The 17841-nt window shown below is 63.7% G+C and carries 24 protein-coding genes; 18 read left to right on the forward strand and 6 right to left on the reverse strand.

The window, feature by feature from the left end; genetic code table 11:
• The first annotated feature begins 58 nt into the window (after nucleotides 1-58).
• The 6 genes from PFZ56_RS03605 (at nucleotide 59) to PFZ56_RS03630 (ending at nucleotide 5015) form a co-directional block, all read left to right on the forward strand.
• Nucleotides 59-958 (forward strand): energy transducer TonB, encoded by a 900-nt coding sequence (locus PFZ56_RS03605; protein WP_102881163.1) that lies wholly within the window; start codon nucleotides 59-61, stop codon nucleotides 956-958.
• Nucleotides 959-1087: 129 nt separating this feature from the next.
• A complete protein-coding gene (locus PFZ56_RS03610; RefSeq protein ID WP_102862072.1) occupies nucleotides 1088-1657 on the forward strand; it encodes a YqgE/AlgH family protein in 570 nt (189 codons plus the stop codon).
• Nucleotides 1657-2094, forward strand: a complete 438-nt coding sequence (ruvX, locus tag PFZ56_RS03615) for a Holliday junction resolvase RuvX (protein WP_016964942.1) — start codon at nucleotides 1657-1659, stop codon at nucleotides 2092-2094. The genes PFZ56_RS03610 and ruvX overlap by 1 nt, the downstream gene beginning before the upstream one ends.
• A gap of 116 nt (nucleotides 2095-2210) precedes the next feature.
• Nucleotides 2211-2717, forward strand: a complete 507-nt coding sequence (pyrR, locus tag PFZ56_RS03620) for a bifunctional pyr operon transcriptional regulator/uracil phosphoribosyltransferase PyrR (protein WP_060841533.1) — start codon at nucleotides 2211-2213, stop codon at nucleotides 2715-2717.
• 25 nt (nucleotides 2718-2742) lie between these two features.
• The gene (locus PFZ56_RS03625; RefSeq protein ID WP_011064007.1) at nucleotides 2743-3747 is read left to right on the forward strand and encodes an aspartate carbamoyltransferase catalytic subunit; all 1005 of its coding nucleotides are present in this window, start codon (nucleotides 2743-2745) and stop codon (nucleotides 3745-3747) included.
• The gene (locus PFZ56_RS03630) at nucleotides 3744-5015 is read left to right on the forward strand and encodes a dihydroorotase (protein WP_170001813.1); all 1272 of its coding nucleotides are present in this window, start codon (nucleotides 3744-3746) and stop codon (nucleotides 5013-5015) included. The genes PFZ56_RS03625 and PFZ56_RS03630 overlap by 4 nt, the downstream gene beginning before the upstream one ends.
• A gap of 127 nt (nucleotides 5016-5142) precedes the next feature.
• Here the strand turns inward: PFZ56_RS03630 and PFZ56_RS03635 are convergent, their stop codons facing one another.
• Nucleotides 5143-5562: a TM2 domain-containing protein gene (locus PFZ56_RS03635; protein WP_102862075.1), complete on the reverse strand. Its 420-nt coding sequence runs from the start codon at nucleotides 5560-5562 to the stop codon at nucleotides 5143-5145.
• Nucleotides 5563-5813: 251 nt separating this feature from the next.
• On the opposite strand from PFZ56_RS03635, the gene PFZ56_RS03640 reads away from it, so the two are divergent.
• A complete protein-coding gene (locus PFZ56_RS03640; RefSeq protein WP_102862076.1) occupies nucleotides 5814-6437 on the forward strand; it encodes a C40 family peptidase in 624 nt (207 codons plus the stop codon).
• 86 nt (nucleotides 6438-6523) lie between these two features.
• Here PFZ56_RS03640 and PFZ56_RS03645 read toward each other — a convergent pair whose 3' ends face one another.
• Nucleotides 6524-7558, reverse strand: a complete 1035-nt coding sequence (locus tag PFZ56_RS03645; RefSeq protein WP_170001811.1) for a type IV pilus twitching motility protein PilT — start codon at nucleotides 7556-7558, stop codon at nucleotides 6524-6526.
• A 183-nt stretch (nucleotides 7559-7741) separates the two neighbouring features.
• On the opposite strand from PFZ56_RS03645, the gene PFZ56_RS03650 reads away from it, so the two are divergent.
• From PFZ56_RS03650 to PFZ56_RS03700, 11 genes are all read left to right on the forward strand, one after another.
• Complete coding sequence (locus PFZ56_RS03650) at nucleotides 7742-8440, forward strand: YggS family pyridoxal phosphate-dependent enzyme (RefSeq protein ID WP_170001809.1); 699 nt, start codon at nucleotides 7742-7744, stop codon at nucleotides 8438-8440.
• Between the two features lie 34 nt (nucleotides 8441-8474).
• Nucleotides 8475-9293, forward strand: a complete 819-nt coding sequence (proC, locus tag PFZ56_RS03655; protein ID WP_102862079.1) for a pyrroline-5-carboxylate reductase — start codon at nucleotides 8475-8477, stop codon at nucleotides 9291-9293.
• A gap of 24 nt (nucleotides 9294-9317) precedes the next feature.
• Entirely contained in the window at nucleotides 9318-9905 is a 588-nt protein-coding gene (locus PFZ56_RS03660; protein ID WP_102862080.1) for a YggT family protein, read from the forward strand.
• Nucleotides 9905-10198, forward strand: coding sequence for a DUF167 domain-containing protein (locus tag PFZ56_RS03665; protein WP_170001807.1), 294 nt, complete (start codon nucleotides 9905-9907; stop codon nucleotides 10196-10198). The genes PFZ56_RS03660 and PFZ56_RS03665 overlap by 1 nt, the downstream gene beginning before the upstream one ends.
• Nucleotides 10199-10361: 163 nt before the next feature.
• On the forward strand, nucleotides 10362-11501 hold the full coding sequence (locus tag PFZ56_RS03670) for a homoserine O-acetyltransferase (protein WP_102862082.1): 1140 nt from the start codon (nucleotides 10362-10364) through the stop codon (nucleotides 11499-11501).
• 7 nt (nucleotides 11502-11508) lie between these two features.
• Complete coding sequence (gene metW / locus PFZ56_RS03675; RefSeq protein ID WP_011064017.1) at nucleotides 11509-12129, forward strand: methionine biosynthesis protein MetW; 621 nt, start codon at nucleotides 11509-11511, stop codon at nucleotides 12127-12129.
• Between the two features lie 26 nt (nucleotides 12130-12155).
• Nucleotides 12156-12590, forward strand: a complete 435-nt coding sequence (locus PFZ56_RS03680) for a DUF4426 domain-containing protein (protein WP_102881169.1) — start codon at nucleotides 12156-12158, stop codon at nucleotides 12588-12590.
• Nucleotides 12587-13183: an RdgB/HAM1 family non-canonical purine NTP pyrophosphatase gene (gene rdgB / locus PFZ56_RS03685; protein WP_170001860.1), complete on the forward strand. Its 597-nt coding sequence runs from the start codon at nucleotides 12587-12589 to the stop codon at nucleotides 13181-13183. Before PFZ56_RS03680 ends, rdgB begins: the two co-directional genes overlap by 4 nt.
• Nucleotides 13180-14382 (forward strand): radical SAM family heme chaperone HemW, encoded by a 1203-nt coding sequence (hemW, locus tag PFZ56_RS03690; protein ID WP_110652428.1) that lies wholly within the window; start codon nucleotides 13180-13182, stop codon nucleotides 14380-14382. The genes rdgB and hemW overlap by 4 nt, the downstream gene beginning before the upstream one ends.
• Nucleotides 14383-14391: 9 nt before the next feature.
• Nucleotides 14392-14715 (forward strand): DUF3392 domain-containing protein, encoded by a 324-nt coding sequence (locus tag PFZ56_RS03695; protein WP_011064021.1) that lies wholly within the window; start codon nucleotides 14392-14394, stop codon nucleotides 14713-14715.
• Between the two features lie 105 nt (nucleotides 14716-14820).
• Nucleotides 14821-15369 carry an RNA 2'-phosphotransferase gene (locus PFZ56_RS03700; RefSeq protein WP_170001805.1) on the forward strand — a complete coding sequence of 183 codons (549 nt, stop codon included), beginning with the start codon at nucleotides 14821-14823 and terminating at the stop codon, nucleotides 15367-15369.
• Between the two features lie 89 nt (nucleotides 15370-15458).
• Here the strand turns inward: PFZ56_RS03700 and trmB are convergent, their stop codons facing one another.
• The 4 genes from trmB to PFZ56_RS03720 all read right to left on the reverse strand — a co-directional run bounded on the left by trmB (nucleotide 15459) and on the right by PFZ56_RS03720 (nucleotide 17803).
• Nucleotides 15459-16184: a tRNA (guanosine(46)-N7)-methyltransferase TrmB gene (trmB, locus tag PFZ56_RS03705; protein WP_170001803.1), complete on the reverse strand. Its 726-nt coding sequence runs from the start codon at nucleotides 16182-16184 to the stop codon at nucleotides 15459-15461.
• A gap of 9 nt (nucleotides 16185-16193) precedes the next feature.
• Complete coding sequence (locus PFZ56_RS03710; protein WP_007921204.1) at nucleotides 16194-16988, reverse strand: thiazole synthase; 795 nt, start codon at nucleotides 16986-16988, stop codon at nucleotides 16194-16196.
• A 162-nt stretch (nucleotides 16989-17150) separates the two neighbouring features.
• The gene (thiS, locus tag PFZ56_RS03715) at nucleotides 17151-17351 is read right to left on the reverse strand and encodes a sulfur carrier protein ThiS (protein WP_162884096.1); all 201 of its coding nucleotides are present in this window, start codon (nucleotides 17349-17351) and stop codon (nucleotides 17151-17153) included.
• A gap of 71 nt (nucleotides 17352-17422) precedes the next feature.
• Nucleotides 17423-17803 (reverse strand): DUF423 domain-containing protein, encoded by a 381-nt coding sequence (locus tag PFZ56_RS03720; protein ID WP_102862088.1) that lies wholly within the window; start codon nucleotides 17801-17803, stop codon nucleotides 17423-17425.
• Nucleotides 17804-17841 lie beyond the last annotated feature (38 nt).

Here is a 17841-nt window from a genome sequence, read left to right on the forward strand (position 1 = left end):
GCCGCCTGTGAAACCGTGATGTTGGTTGTGTGATGCCTCCTGTGATGTCGAACCGTCGATGAACCTCCCGTCCGATCTGCCCCCCGAGCTGGCCCATAGCGGCGTGCGCGCGGCCGATCGCCTGGGATTTACCCTGTTCCTGGCGGCGCTCCTGCACCTGGCACTGATCCTCGGCCTGGGCTTTTCCTTTGCCGAACCCAAGGCGATCAGCAAGACCCTGGAAATCACCCTGGCCACCTTCAAGAGCGAGACCAAGCCGAAGAAGGCCGACTTCCTCGCCCAGGAAAACCAGGAAGGCAGCGGCACCCTGGACAAGAAGGCCATTCCGAAAACCACCGAAGTCGCCCCCTTTCAGGACAACTCGGTGAAAAAGGTCGTGCCGCCACCGTCAGTCAAACCTGAAGTCAAGGAAGTCGCGCCCAAAGCGGCCGTGGCCACCACCGCGCCGAAGCCGAAAAAGACCGTGACCCAGCGTGAAGAGGTCAAGAAAGACCCGACGCCAAAGGCCGATACCCCGCGTTTCGACAGCGCCCAACTGTCCAGCGAGATTTCCAGCCTGGAAGCCGAACTGGCCAACGAACAGCAGCTGTACGCCAAGCGCCCACGCATCCACCGCCTGAGCGCCGCCTCCACCATGCGCGACAAGGGCGCCTGGTATAAGGACGAGTGGCGCAAGAAGGTCGAGCGCATCGGCAACCTCAACTACCCCGAGGAAGCCCGGCGCAAGCAGATCTACGGCAACTTGCGGCTGATGGTCTCGATCAACCGCGACGGTTCCCTGTACGAAGTGCTGGTGCTGGAGTCCTCCGGCCAGCCGCTGCTGGACCAGGCCGCCCAACGCATCGTGCGCCTGGCGGCGCCGTTCGCCCCCTTTACCGGCGACCTGTCGGACATCGACCGCCTGGAAATCATCCGCACCTGGCGCTTCGCCCGGGGCGACAAACTGTCCAGCAACTGATCTTTCGCCCCTGTGACCTCGAAGAGGCCCGACAGAGCGGCGCAAATGCCAATGACGCCTTCGCTGGCAAGCCAGCTCCTGCACAGGGCGCGCTTGTCAGCCGGGCCCGCCACCGCCACACTAGCGCTCATGAAAAATGTCAGCCCCAGCTATCTCAAGCATCACTTCCTGATCGCCATGCCCCATATGGCCGACCCGAATTTTGCCCAGACGTTGACCTATATCGTCGAGCACAATGCCAGTGGCGCCATGGGCCTGGTGATCAATCGGCCCCTGGACCTGAGCCTGGCCGATATCCTCGAACAATTGCGCCCCGACGAAGAACCGTCGCTGCTGTGCCAGCATGTGCCGATCTTCAGCGGCGGCCCGGTGCAGACTGATCGCGGTTTTGTCCTGCACCCCAACGGCCCGATCTATCAGGCCACGGTGGAATTCGAAGGGCTGTCCCTGTCCACCTCCCAGGATGTGCTGTTCGCCATTGCCGACGGCGTGGGCCCGGCCAAGAGCCTGATCGCCCTGGGCTATGCCGGCTGGGAAGCCGGGCAGCTGGAAGCCGAACTGGCGGACAACGCCTGGCTGACCTGCCCCTTCGACGCCGACATCCTGTTCAACACCAGCAGCGAATTGCGCCTGGAAGCCGCCGCCCGGCACCTGGGGGTCAACCTCAGCCTGCTCACCAGCCAGGCGGGGCACGCCTGATGGCCTTGCGACTGATCCTGGGCTTCGACTACGGCACCAAGCAGATCGGCGTTGCTGTGGGTCAGGCCATCACCGGCCAGGCCCGTGAGCTGTGCACCCTGAAGGCGCAGAACGGCGTGCCGGACTGGAATCAGGTGGAAGCCCTGATCAAGGAATGGAAACCCGACGCCGTGGTGGTGGGCCTGCCCCTGAACATGGACGGCAGCCCCAGCGACATGTGCGTGCGCGCCGAGAAGTTCGCCCGGCGCCTGAACGGCCGCTTCAATGTGCCCTTCTATACCCACGATGAACGCCTGACCACCTTCGAGGCCAAGGGCGAACGCCTGGCCCGGGGCGGGCAGAAAGGCAGTTACCGCGACAACCCGGTAGACGCCATCGCCGCGGCCCTGCTGCTGCAGGGCTGGCTCGACGAAAACGCCACGCTGTTGAATACCTGAGATCCCGAATCCTGAAGATGCGCGGCCCAAGGCTGCGCGCCTCCTGGCCCAACACCAGCCGTAAGTTCCCGTGCCCTGCTGCCCGGCAGCAGGCGCGAGCCCACGAAGGAGCCACCATGAGCCTGCCCAATCCCGCCGCCCTGATCAGCCAGATGGCCACTGATCTCAACGCCCACCTGGCCCAGCGCGCCATCAGCGAGCCGCGCTTCATCGGTATCCGTACCGGTGGCGTGTGGGTGGCCCAGGCCCTGTTGGAAGCCCTGGGCAGCGACGCACCCCTGGGCACCCTGGATGTGTCCTTCTACCGCGACGACTTCAGCCAGAACGGCCTGCACCCGCAAGTTCGCCCCTCGGAACTGCCGTTCGAGATCGAAGGCCAGCATCTGGTGCTGATCGATGACGTGCTGATGAGCGGCCGGACCATCCGCGCCGCCCTCAACGAGCTGTTCGACTATGGCCGTCCAGCCAGCGTGACCCTGGTCTGCCTGCTGGACCTGAACGCCGCCGAGCTGCCGATTCGTCCGAATGTGGTGGGCGCGACCCTGTCGCTGGCCGCCCACGAGCGGGTAAAATTGTCCGGTCCTGCGCCGCTTCAACTCGAGCTCCAAGACCTCGCCCTCTAACTCGCCCTTTTAAGAGTCCATTGCGATGACGCCTCTAGACGCCAAGCGCCCGCTGCAGCTCAACGATCAGGGCCAGCTGCGCCATTTCCTGTCCCTCGACGGCCTGAACCGCGAGCTGCTGACAGAAATCCTCGACACCGCCGACTCCTTCCTCGAAGTCGGCGCCCGGGCGGTCAAGAAAGTCCCGCTGCTGCGCGGCAAGACCGTGTGCAACGTGTTCTTCGAGAACTCCACCCGTACCCGCACCACCTTCGAACTGGCGGCCCAGCGGCTGTCGGCGGACGTGATCACCCTGAATGTCTCGACCTCCTCGGCGAGCAAGGGTGAAACCCTGCTGGACACCCTGCGCAACCTGGAAGCCATGGCCGCCGACATGTTCGTGGTACGCCACGGCGACTCCGGCGCCGCGCACTTCATCGCCGAACACGTGTGCCCGCAAGTGGCGATCATCAACGGCGGCGACGGCCGTCACGCCCACCCGACCCAGGGCATGCTCGACATGCTGACCATCCGCCGGCACAAGGGCGGCTTCGAGAACCTCTCGGTGGCCATCGTCGGCGACATCCTGCACTCGCGGGTGGCGCGCTCGAACATGCTGGCGCTCAAAACCCTCGGCTGCCCGGACATCCGCGTGATCGCACCGAAAACCCTGCTGCCGATCGGCATCGAGCAGTACGGGGTCAAGGTCTACACCGACATGACCGAAGGCCTGAAAGACGTGGACGTGGTGATCATGTTGCGCCTGCAGCGTGAACGCATGCAGGGCGGCCTGCTGCCCAGCGAAGGCGAGTTCTACCGCCTGTTCGGCCTGACCACCGCACGCCTGGCCGGGGCCAAGCCCGACGCCATCGTCATGCACCCAGGCCCGATCAACCGCGGTGTGGAGATCGAATCGGCGGTGGCCGACGGTCCGCACTCGGTGATCCTCAATCAGGTGACCTACGGCATTGCAGTGCGCATGGCGGTACTGTCCATGGCCATGAGCGGGCAGACCGCCCAGCGACAATTCGAGCAGGAGAACGCCCAGTGAAGCTCAGCATTCTCGGCGCCCGCGTCATCGATCCAAGCAGCGGCCTGGATCAAACCACTGATCTGCACCTGGAAGCCGGCAAGATCGTCGCCATCGGCGCCGCACCCAATGGTTTCAATGCCGTCACTATCATCGACGCCAAGGGCCTGGTGGCCGCGCCCGGCCTGGTGGACCTGAGCGTGGCCCTGCGCGAGCCGGGCTACAGCCGCAAGGGCAGCATTGCCAGCGAAACCCGCGCCGCCGCGGCCGGTGGCGTCACCAGTCTGTGCTGCCCGCCGCATACCAAACCGGTACTGGATACCTCGGCCGTGGCCGAACTGATCCTCGACCGCGCCCGGGAAGCCGGCAACAGCAAGGTGTTCCCGATCGGGGCTCTGAGCAAGGGCCTGGAGGGCGAGCAGTTGGCGGAGCTGATCGCGTTGCGTGACGCCGGCTGCGTGGCCTTCGGCAATGGCCTGGAAGGCTTCCGCAGCACCCGCACCCTGTGCCGTGCCCTGGAATACGCCGCCACCTTCGACCTGACAGTGATCTTCCACTCCCAGGACCGCGACCTGGCCGAAGGCGGCCTGGCCCATGAAGGTGCTACCGCCAGCTTCCTCGGTTTGCCGGGCATCCCGGAAAGCGCGGAAACCGTGGCCCTGGCCCGGGACCTGCTGCTGGTGGAACAAAGCGGCGTGCGCGCTCACTTCAGCCAGCTGACCAGCGCCCGGGGCGTGGAACTGATTGCCCAGGCCCAGGCCCGCGGCCTGCCAGTGACCGCCGATGTGGCGCTGTATCAGCTGATCCTCACCGATGAGGCGCTGATCGACTTCTCCAGCCTGTATCACGTGCAGCCGCCACTGCGCTCGCGGGCCGACCGTGATGCCCTGCGTGCAGCGGTGAAGTCCGGGGTGGTGCAAGCCATCTCCAGCCATCACCAGCCCCACGAGCGCGATGCCAAGCTGGCGCCGTTCGGGGCCACCGAGCCCGGCATCAGCAGCGTCGAGTTGCTGCTGCCACTGGCCCTGACCCTGGTTCAGGACGGTTTACTGGACCTGCCGACCCTGCTGGCGCGCCTCAGCGCTGGTCCTGCCGAGGCCTTGCGCCTGCCAGCGGGCAAGCTGGTGGAAGGTGGCGCAGCGGACCTGGTGCTGTTCGACCCTGCCAGTTCCACCGTGGCCGGCGAGCGCTGGCTGTCCAAGGGCGAGAACTGCCCGTTCCTCGGCCATAGCCTGCCGGGCACGGTGCGCTACACCCTGGTGGATGGGCATATCAGCTATCAAGGCTGATTGCCTGGCTGGTGCCCTGTAGCCGCTGCCGCAGGCTGCGAACGGCTCCGAAGGAGCCGCCGCTCCTGATGGCGGCCTGCGGCAACAGCTACATGCAACGCCATCACTGCCTGCGCCGCTGACTGGGTCAACGGCGTTTGGCGTTTTCCAGGGAGACCTGGTCGTTCAGGGTCCAGAAGTCGTACAGCACCCCCAGGAAGAACAAACCACCGGTGAACAGGTAGAGCACACCGCTCAACCATTTGCCCTGGTACATGCGATGTACGCCAAATACCCCGAGGAAGGTCAGCAGAATCCAGGCCACGCTGTATTCCACGGGACCAGAGGTAAAGCGCAAGTCCGCTTCCCGATCCATGGACGGGATCAGGAACAAGTCGATCAGCCAGCCAATGCCCAATAGACCGAGGGTGAAGAACCAGATGGTCCCGGTCACCGGCTTGCCGTAATAGAAGCGGTGAGCGCCGGTAAAACCGAGAATCCACAACAGGTAACCGATCACCTTGCTGTGGGTGTCATGGGCGGATGCATCCTGACGATAGGTGTTCATTAAGAGCCTCTTGCTAGGTGATAGATAAATATTCTTAAAATCTTTGTGACTTTTTTACAGGCTTTCGACGTGTGGACAATGTTACCTTCTGTTCCGCCAAAGCCTTGTACTGCCTGACTTCTGACGGTTTTCTGCGTCAAGTTGCCACCTCTTTGCCGAAGTTGACCCCAAGGTTGAATCGACAAACGGCCACGGAAGTGACCTGAAAGCTGTTATAAAGTTGCGCGCTAACCAAATAAGAGCCTTGCCTAATGCGACCATTTTTCAAGACATGGCTAACCATTTGCCTATTAATGCCACTGGCCGCCCACGCCACCAACCGTGAGCAACGACTTCCCAACGTTAATGGCTACACCCCGAAACCCCATGTTTCGACGGTCACCGCCAAGAACAAGACCACCATCAAGCACCCCACCCGCCTGAGCAAGGCCGACAGCAAGCTGGTGGCCAACAACGCCGGCCGGCCAAGCACCACTGTCCTCAGCCGTGCGGTCAATGTGCTGGGCACCCCCTATCGTTGGGGCGGCAGCAGCCCAAGTAAAGGCTTCGATTGCAGCGGCCTGGTGCGCTACGCCTTCAATGACGTTGCCGCCGTGGACCTGCCACGCACCTCCAACGCCATGGCCAGCGGCCACGGGCAGAAGGTCGAGCGCAAGGACCTGAAGCCGGGCGATCTGCTGTTCTTCAACATCAAGAGCCGCAAGGTCAACCACGTCGCCATCTACCTGGGCGAAGACCGCTTTATCCACGCCCCACGGCGCGGCAAGGCAGTGACCATCGACACCCTGAAGAAACCCTACTGGCAGAGCCACTACGTGGTTGCCAAGCGGGTACTGCCCAAGGAACAGGCTCCTCTGCGGGTCGTGCAGCGCTGATCTGCTGATTCGCCCATTCGCCGGCAAGCCGGTTCCTACACCCACCTGTAGGAGCCGGCTTGCCGGCGAATGCATTTCCAGCCCTGTCAAAAGCTCTCCGGCATCCGGGCCTGATCCCGCGCCTGTTCTCGGCTGATCAGCCCTTGCCCCAGCAATGCCTTGAGGCTCATGTCCAGGGTGCGCATGCCCTGGGCCCCGCCGGTCTGGATCGCCGAATACATCTGCGCCACCTTGTCCTCGCGAATCAGGTTACGGATCGCCGCATTGCCCAGCATGATTTCGTGAGCCGCCACCCGCCCACCGCCCACTTTCTTCAGCAACACCTGGGCAATGACCGCCTGCAACGACTCGGCCAGCATCGAGCGCACCAGGGCCTTTTCCTCCCCCGGGAACACGTCCACCAGCCGGTCGATGCTCTTGGCCGCGGATGCAGTGTGCAAGGTGGCGAACACCAGGTGCCCGGTTTCGGCGGCGGTCAGGGCCAGGCGAATGCTTTCCAGATCGCGCAACTCTCCCAGCAGGATCACGTCCGGGTCCTCCCGCAGCGCCGCACGCAAGGCGGTGGCGAAACTGCGGGTATCACGCGGCACTTCGCGCTGGTGGATCAGGCAACTTTTCTGCGGATGAATGAACTCGATGGGGTCTTCGAGGGTGAGGATGTGCTGCTGCCGATGCTGGTTCAGGTGATCGATCATCGCCGCCAAGGTGGTGGACTTGCCGCTACCGGTGGGCCCGGTGACCAGCACCAGCCCCCGGGGCGCTTCGGCAATCTGCTGAAACACTTGCCCCAGTCCCAACGCCTCCAAGCTCAGTACCCGTGACGGGATCAGGCGCAGCACTGCAGCCGCTCCCCGGGAGTGCTGGAAGGCATTGACCCGGAACCGCGCCACGCCCGGCAGTTCGTAGGCAAAGTCCAGATCCTGCTGGCTGGCGAACACCTGCCGCTGTGGCTCGCTCATCAGGCCATGCATCAAGGCCAGCACCTGCTGTGCATCCAGCGCCGGGCTGTCCAGCGGACGAATATCGCCATCAATGCGCAACATCGGCGCCAGTCCGGCAGACAGATGCAGGTCGGAAGCGCCCCGGGAGATGCTCAAAGTCAGGAGTTCGGTGATGTCCATAGTGCCCCCCAATTCCAGTAGAATGCCGCGAGCTTCAGACCCAGCCGCCATGCCGGGCAATGACCGGCGCGGCCCTTGAGCGATGCTCGGGCCGGTCGACAATCAGGGTCTGGTGGATTCATGCGGCGGTTGGCGGCCAAGGTCACAGGCTCCCGGTCGCCGGTACTTTTGAGAAGAAATCGAATGTCCACGATAGCAGACAACATTGCCCAGCTAGCCGAGCGTATCCGCAGCGCCTGCCAGGCCGCACAGCGTGCCCCGGACAGCGTCATGCTGCTGGCCGTGAGCAAGACCAAACCCGCCGCCGCCCTGCGCGAAGCCTATGCCGCCGGCCTGCGGGACTTCGGCGAGAACTACCTGCAAGAAGCCCTGGGCAAACAACAGGAACTGGCGGACCTGCCCTTGAGTTGGCACTTCATCGGCCCCATTCAGTCGAACAAGACTCGCGCCATTGCCGAGCATTTTGCCTGGGTGCATTCCGTGGATCGCTTGAAAATCGCACAACGCCTGTCCGAGCAACGCCCCGCCGAACTGCCACCGCTGAACATCTGCATCCAGGTGAATGTCAGTGGCGAAGCCAGCAAGTCCGGCTGTACCCCGGCCGACCTGCCAGACCTGGCCAGGGCCATCAGCGCCTTGCCACGCCTGCAACTGCGCGGGCTGATGGCGATTCCCGAGCCCACCGAGGACCGCGCCGCCCAGGAAGCCGCCTTCGCGGCGGTGCAGGCCCTGAACAACCAACTGCGCGACAACCTCAAGCTGCCCCTGGACACCCTTTCCATGGGCATGAGCCACGACCTCGAAGCGGCCATCGCCCAGGGCGCCACCTGGGTGCGGATCGGTACCGCACTGTTTGGTGCCCGCGACTACAGTCAGTCCTGATGCGACTGACACTGACCTCTCATAAGGACCTGTCATGAACACGACTCGTATCGCTTTTATCGGCGCCGGCAACATGGCGGCCAGCCTCATCGGTGGCCTGCGGGCCAAAGGCCTTGAGGCGGCACAGATCCGTGCCAGTGACCCCGGCGCCGAAACCCGGGCCAAGGTGGCTGCCGAACATGGCATCCAGGTGTTCGCCGACAACGCCGAAGCCATCGCCGGCGTCGATGTGATCGTCCTGGCGGTCAAACCCCAGGCCATGAAAGCCGTGTGCGAAGCCCTGCGCCCGAGCCTGCAGCCGCAGCAGCTGGTGGTGTCCATTGCCGCCGGCATCACCTGCGCCAGCATGAACCACTGGCTCGGCGAGCAACCGATCGTGCGCTGCATGCCCAACACCCCGGCGCTGCTGCGCCAGGGCGTCAGCGGCCTGTATGCCACCGCCCAGGTCAGCCCTGAACAGCGCCATCAGGCCGAAGAACTGCTGTCCGCCGTGGGCATCGCCCTGTGGCTGGATCAAGAGCAGCAACTGGACGCTGTGACCGCGGTGTCCGGCAGCGGCCCGGCGTATTTCTTCCTGCTGATCGAAGCCATGACCGCCGCTGGCGAAAAGCTCGGCCTGCCTCGGGAAACCGCCGCCCAACTGACCCTGCAGACCGCCCTGGGGGCGGCCCACATGGCAGTGTCCAGTGACGTCGACGCCGCCGAGCTGCGTCGCCGCGTAACGTCGCCAGCCGGCACCACGGAAGCCGCGATCAAATCGTTCCAGGCCAACGGCTTTGAAGCCCTGGTGGAAAAAGCATTGGGTGCCGCCGCGCACCGCTCGGCCGAAATGGCCGAACAACTCGGTCGTTAACTCGCCCCTACAAAGGAATCGATAATGTTCGGACTCAACGACGCTGCCATTTTTGTGATTCAGACCCTGGGCAGCCTGTACCTGCTGGTGGTCCTGCTGCGCTTCATGCTGCAAGTGGTGCGGGCGAACTTCTACAACCCTATCTGCCAGTTCATCGTGCGCGCCACCCAGCCACTGCTCAAACCCCTGCGCCGGGTGATCCCCAGCATGTTCGGGCTCGACATGTCCTCGCTGGTCCTGGCCCTGATCGTCCAAATGGCGCTGTTCGCCATCGTCCTGACCCTCAGCCAAATCTCCTTCAATGCCCTGGGACTGCTGCTGTGGGCGCCGATCGGCATCTTCGCGCTGTTCCTGAAGATCTGGTTCTTCGCCATGATCATCAGCGTGATCCTGTCCTGGGTCGCTCCTGGCAGCCAGAGCCCGGGCGCGGAACTGGCCTACCAGATCAGCGAGCCGCTGCTGGCCCCATTCCGGCGCATCGTGCCCAACCTGGGCGGCCTGGACATCTCGCCAATCCTGGCCTTCATCGTGATCCAGCTGGTGCAACAGTGGCTGATTCCGCGCCTGGCGCTCTACACCTTCATGCCCCCTGAGTTGTTCGGGCTGATCTGATGAGCTACTTCCGCTGGGACGGTGACGATCTGATTCTCGATTGTCACCTGCAACCCAAGGCCAGCAGCGACGAGTTCTCTGGCCTGCATGGGGAGCGGCTGAAGATCCGCCTCACCGCCCCGCCTGTGGAGGGCAAGGCCAATGCTCACTTGATGGCGTTCCTGGCCAAGGCTTTCGGCATTCCCAAGAGCCACGTCAGCCTGGTCAGTGGCGAGTTGAACCGGCAGAAGCGCGTGCGCCTGCAAGCGCCGAAGAAGCTGCCGGATCTGCCGGGGCTGGCGCGCCCTGCCTGATTCTTCGGCAAGCCGGCTCCTACGCCCCAGGTCCGCTGTGGGCGCTGGCTTGCCAGCGAATCTCACCCCGCCATTTCTCCAACCAAATACAGCCCCGGGCTTTGCTTGCCGCTGGGGGCAGCGGTCTTTAGACTTACGCCTCATTTAAATGAGAGCAGGGTCGATGCCAACTGCCTTTCCCCCCGATTCTGTTGGTCTGGTCACGCCAGAAATAGCGCACTTCAGCGATCCTCTGGCCCTGGCCTGCGGACGCGCGCTACCGGCCTACGACCTGATCTACGAAACCTATGGTCAGCTCAACGCCAGCGCCAGCAACGCGGTGCTGATCTGCCACGCCCTGTCCGGCCATCACCACGCCGCCGGCTACCACAGCGTTGATGACCGCAAACCCGGTTGGTGGGACAGCTGCATCGGTCCCGGCAAGCCGATCGACACCAACAAGTTCTTCGTGGTCAGCCTCAACAACCTCGGCGGTTGCAACGGCTCCACCGGCCCCAGCAGCCTCAATCCGGAAACCGGCAAGCCGTTCGGCGCCGACTTCCCGGTGCTTACCGTGGAAGACTGGGTGCACAGCCAGGCGCGCCTGGCGGACCGCCTGGGCATTGCCCAGTGGGCGGCGGTGATCGGCGGCAGCCTGGGCGGCATGCAGGCCCTGCAATGGACCATCACCTACCCGGACCGGGTACGGCACTGCCTGGCCATCGCCTCGGCCCCCAAGCTCTCGGCGCAGAACATTGCCTTCAACGAAGTGGCACGCCAGGCGATTCTCACCGACCCGGAGTTCCACGGCGGTTCCTTCCAGGAACAAGGCGTGATCCCCAAGCGCGGGCTGATGCTGGCGCGCATGGTCGGGCACATCACCTACCTGTCCGATGACTCCATGGGCGAGAAATTCGGCCGCGGCCTCAAGAGCGAAAAGCTCAACTACGACTTCCACAGCGTCGAATTCCAGGTGGAAAGCTACCTGCGCTATCAGGGCGAAGAGTTTTCCGGGCGTTTCGACGCCAACACCTACCTGCTGATGACCAAGGCCCTGGACTATTTCGACCCGGCGGCAAACTTCGACGACGACCTGGCCAAGACCTTCGCCAACGCCAGCGCCAAGTTCTGCGTGATGTCCTTCACCACCGACTGGCGCTTCTCCCCGGCCCGTTCCCGGGAGCTGGTGGACGCGCTGATGGCGGCGCGCAAGGACGTCTGCTACCTGGAGATCGACGCACCCCAGGGGCACGACGCCTTCCTGATCCCGATCCCGCGCTACTTGCAGGCCTTTAGTCACTACATGAACCGCATTACCTTGTGAGGACTCGATGAGAGCCGATCTGGAAATCATCCAGGAATGGATCCCCGCCGGCAGCCGCGTCCTCGACCTGGGCTGCGGTAACGGCGAGCTGCTGAGCTGGCTGCAGGAACACAAGCAAGTCACCGGCTACGGCCTGGAAAACGACCCGGACAACATTGCCGAGTGCGTGGCCAAGGGCATCAACGTGATCGAGCAGGACCTGGACAAGGGCCTGGGCAACTTCGCCAGCAACAGCTTCGATATCGTGGTCATGACCCAGGCCCTGCAGGCCGTGCACTACCCGGACAAGATCCTCGACGAAATGCTCCGGGTCGGCCGCCAGTGCATCATCACTTTCCCCAACTTCGGCCACTGGCGCTGCCGCTGGTACCTGGCCAGCAAGGGTCGGATGCCGGTCTCGGAGTTCCTGCCGTACACCTGGTACAACACGCCGAACATCCACTTCTGCACCTTCGAGGACTTCGAAGAGCTGTGCCGCGAGCGGCAAGCCCGGGTGATCAACCGCCTTGCCGTCGATCAACAACACCGCCACGGGTGGGCCAGTAAGCTATGGCCTAATCTGTTGGGAGAGATCGGCATCTACCGCGTCAGCAGTCCCGGCCTGCAGGATCACAAAGTCGCGGTATAAACCACGTTGCATCGAGGAGAACCACCATGGGACGTCTGGTTACATTTCTATTGGCCGCCTGCCTGAGCCTGAGCGCCCTGGCCGCGGACCCGATCAAGGGCGAACGCAAAGAAGTGTTCGGTGACATCACCGTGCACTACAACACCTTCAACTCCACCTACCTGCAGCCTGACATCGCCAGAGCGGCAGAGCTGGTTCGCAGCAAGAACCAGGGCGTGATCAACGTCTCCCTGATCAAGGATGGCAAGCCGCTGGTCGGCCAGGTCAGCGGTACGGTCAAGGACCTGACCAGCAAGAGCATCCCGCTGAAATTCCGCCAGATCACCGAACAGGGCGCGATCTACTACATCGCCCAGTTCCCGGTGGAACAGCAAGAAAACCGTACGTTCACCATCACCGTGCAAACGGGCGGTGACACCAACAGCTTCAGCTTCAACCAAGAGCTATTCCCGGGCGAATAATGAACCTCACGCAACTCGTACTGGCCAGCCACAACGCCGGCAAACTCAAAGAACTCCAGGCCATGCTCGGCGCCTCGGTGCAACTGCGCTCGATCGGCGAGTTCAGCAGCGTCGAGCCGGAAGAAACCGGTCTGTCGTTCGTCGAAAACGCCATCCTCAAGGCGCGCAATGCCGCGCGCATTTCCGGCTTGCCGGCACTGGCGGACGATTCCGGCCTGGCTGTGGACTTTCTCGGCGGCGCGCCGGGCATCTACTCGGCGCGCTATGCCGACGGCCAGGGCGACGCGGCGAACAACGCCAAGCTGCTCGAAGCCCTGAAGGATGTGCCCGAGGAGCAACGCGGCGCGCAGTTCGTCTGCGTCCTGGCCCTGGTGCGGCACGCCGACGATCCGTTGCCGATCCTCTGCGAAGGCCTGTGGCACGGGCGCATCCTCACCGCCGCCAGTGGCGAACACGGTTTCGGCTACGACCCGCTGTTCTGGGTGCCGGAACGTGACTGCTCCAGCGCCGAGCTGGGCCCCGTGGAGAAAAACCAGCTCAGCCACCGCGCCCGCGCCATGGCCATTCTGCGGCAACGCCTGGGCCTGCAATGAGCCAGGACCGATCCGCGTCGCCGCTGATTCTCGGCGGCGCGCCAACGCCTCGGGCGGCGCTGCCCCAGTTGCCGCCCCTGGCGCTGTACATCCACATCCCGTGGTGTGTACGCAAATGCCCTTATTGCGATTTCAACTCCCACGCCGCCAGCCCAACGTTGCCGGAAGAAGAGTACGTCGACGCCCTGCTGGCCGACCTCGACCTGGAGCTGCACGCGGTGCATGGCCGCGAGCTGAGTTCGATCTTCTTCGGCGGCGGTACTCCGAGCCTGTTCAGCGCCCAGGCCCTGGGGCGGCTGCTCCAGGGCGTGGAACAACGCATCGCCTTCGCCAGCGATATCGAAATCACCCTGGAAGCCAACCCCGGGACCTTCGAGCAGGAGAAATTCACCGCCTATCGCGCCCTGGGAATCAACCGCCTGTCCATCGGCATCCAGAGCTTCCAGGAACAGAAGCTCAAGGCCCTGGGCCGCATCCACAACGGTGACGAAGCGATTCGCGCCGCCGGCATGGCGCGCCAGGCCGGATTCGACAACTTCAACCTGGACCTGATGCACGGCTTGCCGGATCAGTCCCTGGACGATGCCCTGGGCGATCTGCGTCAGGCCATCGCCATGAAGCCGACCCACCTGTCCTGGTATCAGCTGACCCTGGAACCCAACACGGTGTTCTGGAACCAGCCACCGGTGCTGCCGGAAGACGACACCCTGTGGGATATCCAGGAAGCCGGCCAGGCCCTGCTGGCCGAGCATGGCTACGCCCAGTACGAAGTCTCGGCCTACGCCCAGCCCGGACGCGCGGCGCGGCACAACCTGAACTACTGGAGCTTCGGCGACTTCATCGGCATCGGTGCCGGTGCCCACGGCAAGCTCAGCCACCCGGACGGGCGCATTCTGCGCACCTGGAAGACCCGCCTGCCCAAGGACTACCTGAACCCGGCCAAGCCGTTCAAGGCCGGCGAGAAGGCCCTGGGCAACGAGGAGCTGCCGTTCGAGTTCCTGATGAACGCTCTGCGCCTTACCGACGGTGTGGACGCGGCGCTGTTCGCCCAACGCACCGGCCTGGATCTGGCCAGCCTTGCCGAAGGTCGGCGCCAGGCCGAACAAAGTGGCTTGTTGCAGGTCGAACCGTCACGCCTGGCGGCCACGGCCCGCGGGCAACTCTTCCTCAATGACCTGCTGCAATACTTTCTGATCTAAGGAAATCACATGGATCTGGTACTCGACCTGCTTGCCACCGTGTCCCGCTGGAGTCGCAGCAACCTCTCGGAAATCGCCCTGGCATTGGTGGGCTGTCTGCTGGTGCTGTTCGGCGCGGACATCAAGGGCTGGGTCGAGCAACGCCTGGGCGGCATCGCCGGCGCCCTGCGCGTGCCGCTGATGGCCTTGCTGTGCATGGTCGGCAGCGGCCTGGCGCTGATCTATGCCACGCCGTGGATCGTCCGCGGCCTGAGTCAGTTCAACAACTACAGCCTGGCGCCGGTGCTGCTGGTGGTGCTGGTGCTGATTGGCGTGGTCGCTGATCGTCGCTGACCTGTCGCCCCCCTTCGCCGGCAAGCCGGCTCCTACAGCCCCCCCGTAGGAGCCGGCTTGCCGGCGAACGCAATCCAACGGCTGCCCCCGTTATCAAGGAAGAACATGAGCAAGAAAGTCATCGAAGACACCAGCAAGTTCCTCAGCTACGTGCTGCGCCACGAGCCACAGGCCATCGGTCTTGAGCTGGACAGCCAAGGCTGGGGCGATCTCGACGCGCTGATCAGCGGCGCGGCCAAGAACGGCCGGCAACTGAACCGGGAACTGATCGAGCGGGTGGTCGAAGGCAACGACAAAAAGCGCTTCGCCCTCTCCGCTGACGGCCAGCGAATTCGTGCCGTTCAGGGACACTCCAACAAGGCCGTGCAATTGCAACTTGAGGCAAAGCAACCACCCGCCGTGCTCTACCACGGCACTGCCACGCGCTTCATGGAGTCGATCAATGAGAAGGGGCTGATCCCGGGCTCACGCCATCACGTGCACCTGTCCCAGGAAATCGACACCGCCAAGGCCGTGGGCCAGCGTTACGGCAAGGTGGTGATCCTGCAGGTCGACGCCCAGGCCATGCAGGCCCAGGGTTTCACTTTCTATCAGGCAGAGAATGGGGTGTGGCTGACCGACCAGGTGCCGGTCAGTTTCATCCAAGCCTTGTAGGAGTCAGCTTGCTGGCGAAGGCGTCCTTAAGGGCACCTTCGCTGGCAGCGGAACGCCGCCCGGCCAGCTCCTACAATAGCGAGTCCGGCTCAGTCGATTTTTTCGAACTTCAGATCCCACACGCCATGGCCCAGGCGCTCGCCACGACGCTCGAACTTGGTGATCGGGCGTTCGGCTGGGCGCGGTACGCACTTGCCGTCTTCGGCCAGGTTGCGGTAACCCGGGGCGACGTTCATCACCTCCAGCATGTATTCGGCATAGGGCTCCCAGTCGGTGGCCATGTGCAGAATGCCGCCCACCTTGAGCTTGCTGCGCACCAGCTCGGCGAAGGAGGCCTGGACGATACGGCGCTTGTGGTGCCGGCTCTTGTGCCAAGGATCGGGGAAGAACAGCATCAGCCGATCCAGGCTGCTGTCGGCGATGCAGCGATTGAGCACTTCAATGGCGTCGCAATCGTAGACCCGCAGGTTGGTCAGGCCCTGAGTCAGCACGCCATTGAGCAGCGCGCCGACACCCGGACGGTGAACTTCCACGCCGATGAAGTCCTGCTCCGGAGCCGCCGCGGCCATTTCCAGCAGCGAGTGGCCCATGCCGAAGCCGATTTCCAAAGAGCGCGGCGCTGAACGGCCGAACACCTGGTCGTAGTCCACCGGGGCGTCGGCCAGGGGCAGCACGTACAGCGGCGCGCCCTGGTCCAGGCCGCGCTGCTGGCCTTCGGTCATGCGCCCGGCGCGCATCACGAAACTCTTGATACGGCGGTGTTGGCGCTCGTCGCCGGCTTCCGGCTGGATTGGCGTGTCGTTTGATTCAGTCATCAATGGCTCTTACTTGATCAGACCATCCAGCGGCGAGGAGGCGCTGGCATAGAGTTTCTTCGGCATGCGACCGGCGAGGTACGCCAGGCGGCCCGCGACAATTGCGTGTTTCATGGCTTCGGCCATCAGCACCGGTTGCTGCGCATGGGCGATGGCCGAGTTCATCAGCACCGCCTCACAGCCCAGCTCCATGGCGATGGTGGCGTCGGAGGCGGTGCCGACACCGGCATCCACCAGCACCGGAACCTTGGCTTCTTCGAGGATGATCTGCAGGTTGTACGGGTTGCAGATCCCCAGCCCGGTGCCAATCAGGCCCGCCAGGGGCATGACCGCGATGCAGCCCATTTCCGCCAGTTGGCGAGCGATGATCGGGTCATCGCTGGTGTAGACCATCACGTCGAAACCTTCCTTGACCAGCACTTCGGCGGCCTTGAGGGTTTCCAGCACGTTGGGGAACAAGGTCTTCTGATCGGCCAGGACTTCCAGCTTGACCAGGTTGTGGCCGTCCAGCAGTTCGCGAGCCAGGCGGCAAGTGCGTACCGCTTCCACCGCGTCATAGCAGCCGGCGGTGTTGGGCAGGATGGTGTAGCGATCCGGCGGCAGGATATCCAGCAGGTTCGGTTCGCCCGGGTTCTGGCCGATATTGGTCCGGCGCACGGCGACGGTGACGATCTCGGCACCCGAGGCCTCGATGGCCAGGCGGGTTTCTTCCATGTCGCGGTACTTGCCGGTGCCTACCAGCAAACGCGACTGGTACGTCCGACCGGCCAGGACGAAAGGCTTGTCACTACGAACGTTGCTCATCGGAAATCCTCTGTTGGGGTGAGGTTCTTGCAGAATTCTTCATCAGGCCCGGGGCCCTGGAGCCCTCATTCCGGGGCCGGTGAACGCGTCTTCCATGGGAGAGGCCCGGAGTCGGGCCAGGGCGCTGCGCAGAATACGTAGCAGCGCGATTGACGCCAGTGGCTAGCCGCCGCCGATGGCGTGGACCACTTCCACCTGGTCGCCCTCGTTGAGGGCGGTCTCGGCGTGCTGGCTGCGCGGAACGATATCCAGATTGAGTTCCACCGCGATCCGGCGTCCGGTCAGGTCCAGACGGGTCAGCAGGGCCGCAACGGTCGAGCCGTCGGGCAGTTCAAAGGATTCACCGTTCAACTGAATGCGCATGCTCGAGGCCGCCATCATTTTTAGGGGCCAGCATTCTAGCCCGATCGTGACCTAAAGGTCAGCTACAAGCGTCAGCCGGCCCCTTGCAGGCGCCAGGCGGCAAGGCCCAGCAGGAACCAGCCAACCAGGAAGGCCAGGCCACCGAAAGGAGTGATGATGCCCAGCTTGCTGATGCCGCTCAGGGTCAACAGGTACAGGCTGCCGGAGAACAACAGGATGCCCAGGGTGAACGCGATGCCGGCCCAGGTCACCAGCCGCCCTGGAATATGCGCCGCCAGCAAGGCGACGCCGAACAGCGCCAGGGTATGCACCAGCTGGTAAGTGACCCCTGTATGAAAAATAGCCAGGTACTCGGTGCTCAGGCGGTTTTTCAGACCGTGAGCGGCAAAGGCACCCAGGGCGACCCCGGTGAAACCGAAGAAAGCGGCCAGCATCAGGAAGCCACGCAACATGAGGAACTCCAGTCAGATTCAGCGCAAAGGGTCTGTAT

It is taken from the genome of Pseudomonas danubii (assembly GCF_042980055.1).
In the GTDB taxonomy this organism is placed as follows: domain Bacteria; phylum Pseudomonadota; class Gammaproteobacteria; order Pseudomonadales; family Pseudomonadaceae; genus Aquipseudomonas; species Aquipseudomonas danubii.

Coding starts and splice junctions, on each gene's coding strand:
- pyrR (WP_060841533.1), top strand. CDS start 2,211: ATGAGCCTGCCCAATCCCGCCGCCCTGATCAGCCAGATGGCCACTGAT.
- PFZ56_RS03680 (WP_102881169.1), top strand. CDS start 12,156: ATGGGACGTCTGGTTACATTTCTATTGGCCGCCTGCCTGAGCCTGAGC.
- PFZ56_RS03645 (WP_170001811.1), bottom strand. CDS start 7,558: ATGGACATCACCGAACTCCTGACTTTGAGCATCTCCCGGGGCGCTTCC.
- ruvX (WP_016964942.1), top strand. CDS start 1,657: ATGGCCTTGCGACTGATCCTGGGCTTCGACTACGGCACCAAGCAGATC.
- PFZ56_RS03720 (WP_102862088.1), bottom strand. CDS start 17,803: ATGTTGCGTGGCTTCCTGATGCTGGCCGCTTTCTTCGGTTTCACCGGG.
- PFZ56_RS03625 (WP_011064007.1), top strand. CDS start 2,743: ATGACGCCTCTAGACGCCAAGCGCCCGCTGCAGCTCAACGATCAGGGC.
- PFZ56_RS03700 (WP_170001805.1), top strand. CDS start 14,821: ATGAGCAAGAAAGTCATCGAAGACACCAGCAAGTTCCTCAGCTACGTG.
- PFZ56_RS03640 (WP_102862076.1), top strand. CDS start 5,814: ATGCGACCATTTTTCAAGACATGGCTAACCATTTGCCTATTAATGCCA.
- PFZ56_RS03670 (WP_102862082.1), top strand. CDS start 10,362: ATGCCAACTGCCTTTCCCCCCGATTCTGTTGGTCTGGTCACGCCAGAA.
- PFZ56_RS03660 (WP_102862080.1), top strand. CDS start 9,318: ATGTTCGGACTCAACGACGCTGCCATTTTTGTGATTCAGACCCTGGGC.
- PFZ56_RS03710 (WP_007921204.1), bottom strand. CDS start 16,988: ATGAGCAACGTTCGTAGTGACAAGCCTTTCGTCCTGGCCGGTCGGACG.
- metW (WP_011064017.1), top strand. CDS start 11,509: ATGAGAGCCGATCTGGAAATCATCCAGGAATGGATCCCCGCCGGCAGC.
- hemW (WP_110652428.1), top strand. CDS start 13,180: ATGAGCCAGGACCGATCCGCGTCGCCGCTGATTCTCGGCGGCGCGCCA.
- thiS (WP_162884096.1), bottom strand. CDS start 17,351: ATGCGCATTCAGTTGAACGGTGAATCCTTTGAACTGCCCGACGGCTCG.
- PFZ56_RS03605 (WP_102881163.1), top strand. CDS start 59: ATGAACCTCCCGTCCGATCTGCCCCCCGAGCTGGCCCATAGCGGCGTG.
- trmB (WP_170001803.1), bottom strand. CDS start 16,184: ATGACTGAATCAAACGACACGCCAATCCAGCCGGAAGCCGGCGACGAG.
- proC (WP_102862079.1), top strand. CDS start 8,475: ATGAACACGACTCGTATCGCTTTTATCGGCGCCGGCAACATGGCGGCC.
- PFZ56_RS03610 (WP_102862072.1), top strand. CDS start 1,088: ATGAAAAATGTCAGCCCCAGCTATCTCAAGCATCACTTCCTGATCGCC.
- PFZ56_RS03635 (WP_102862075.1), bottom strand. CDS start 5,562: ATGAACACCTATCGTCAGGATGCATCCGCCCATGACACCCACAGCAAG.
- PFZ56_RS03650 (WP_170001809.1), top strand. CDS start 7,742: ATGTCCACGATAGCAGACAACATTGCCCAGCTAGCCGAGCGTATCCGC.
- PFZ56_RS03665 (WP_170001807.1), top strand. CDS start 9,905: ATGAGCTACTTCCGCTGGGACGGTGACGATCTGATTCTCGATTGTCAC.
- PFZ56_RS03695 (WP_011064021.1), top strand. CDS start 14,392: ATGGATCTGGTACTCGACCTGCTTGCCACCGTGTCCCGCTGGAGTCGC.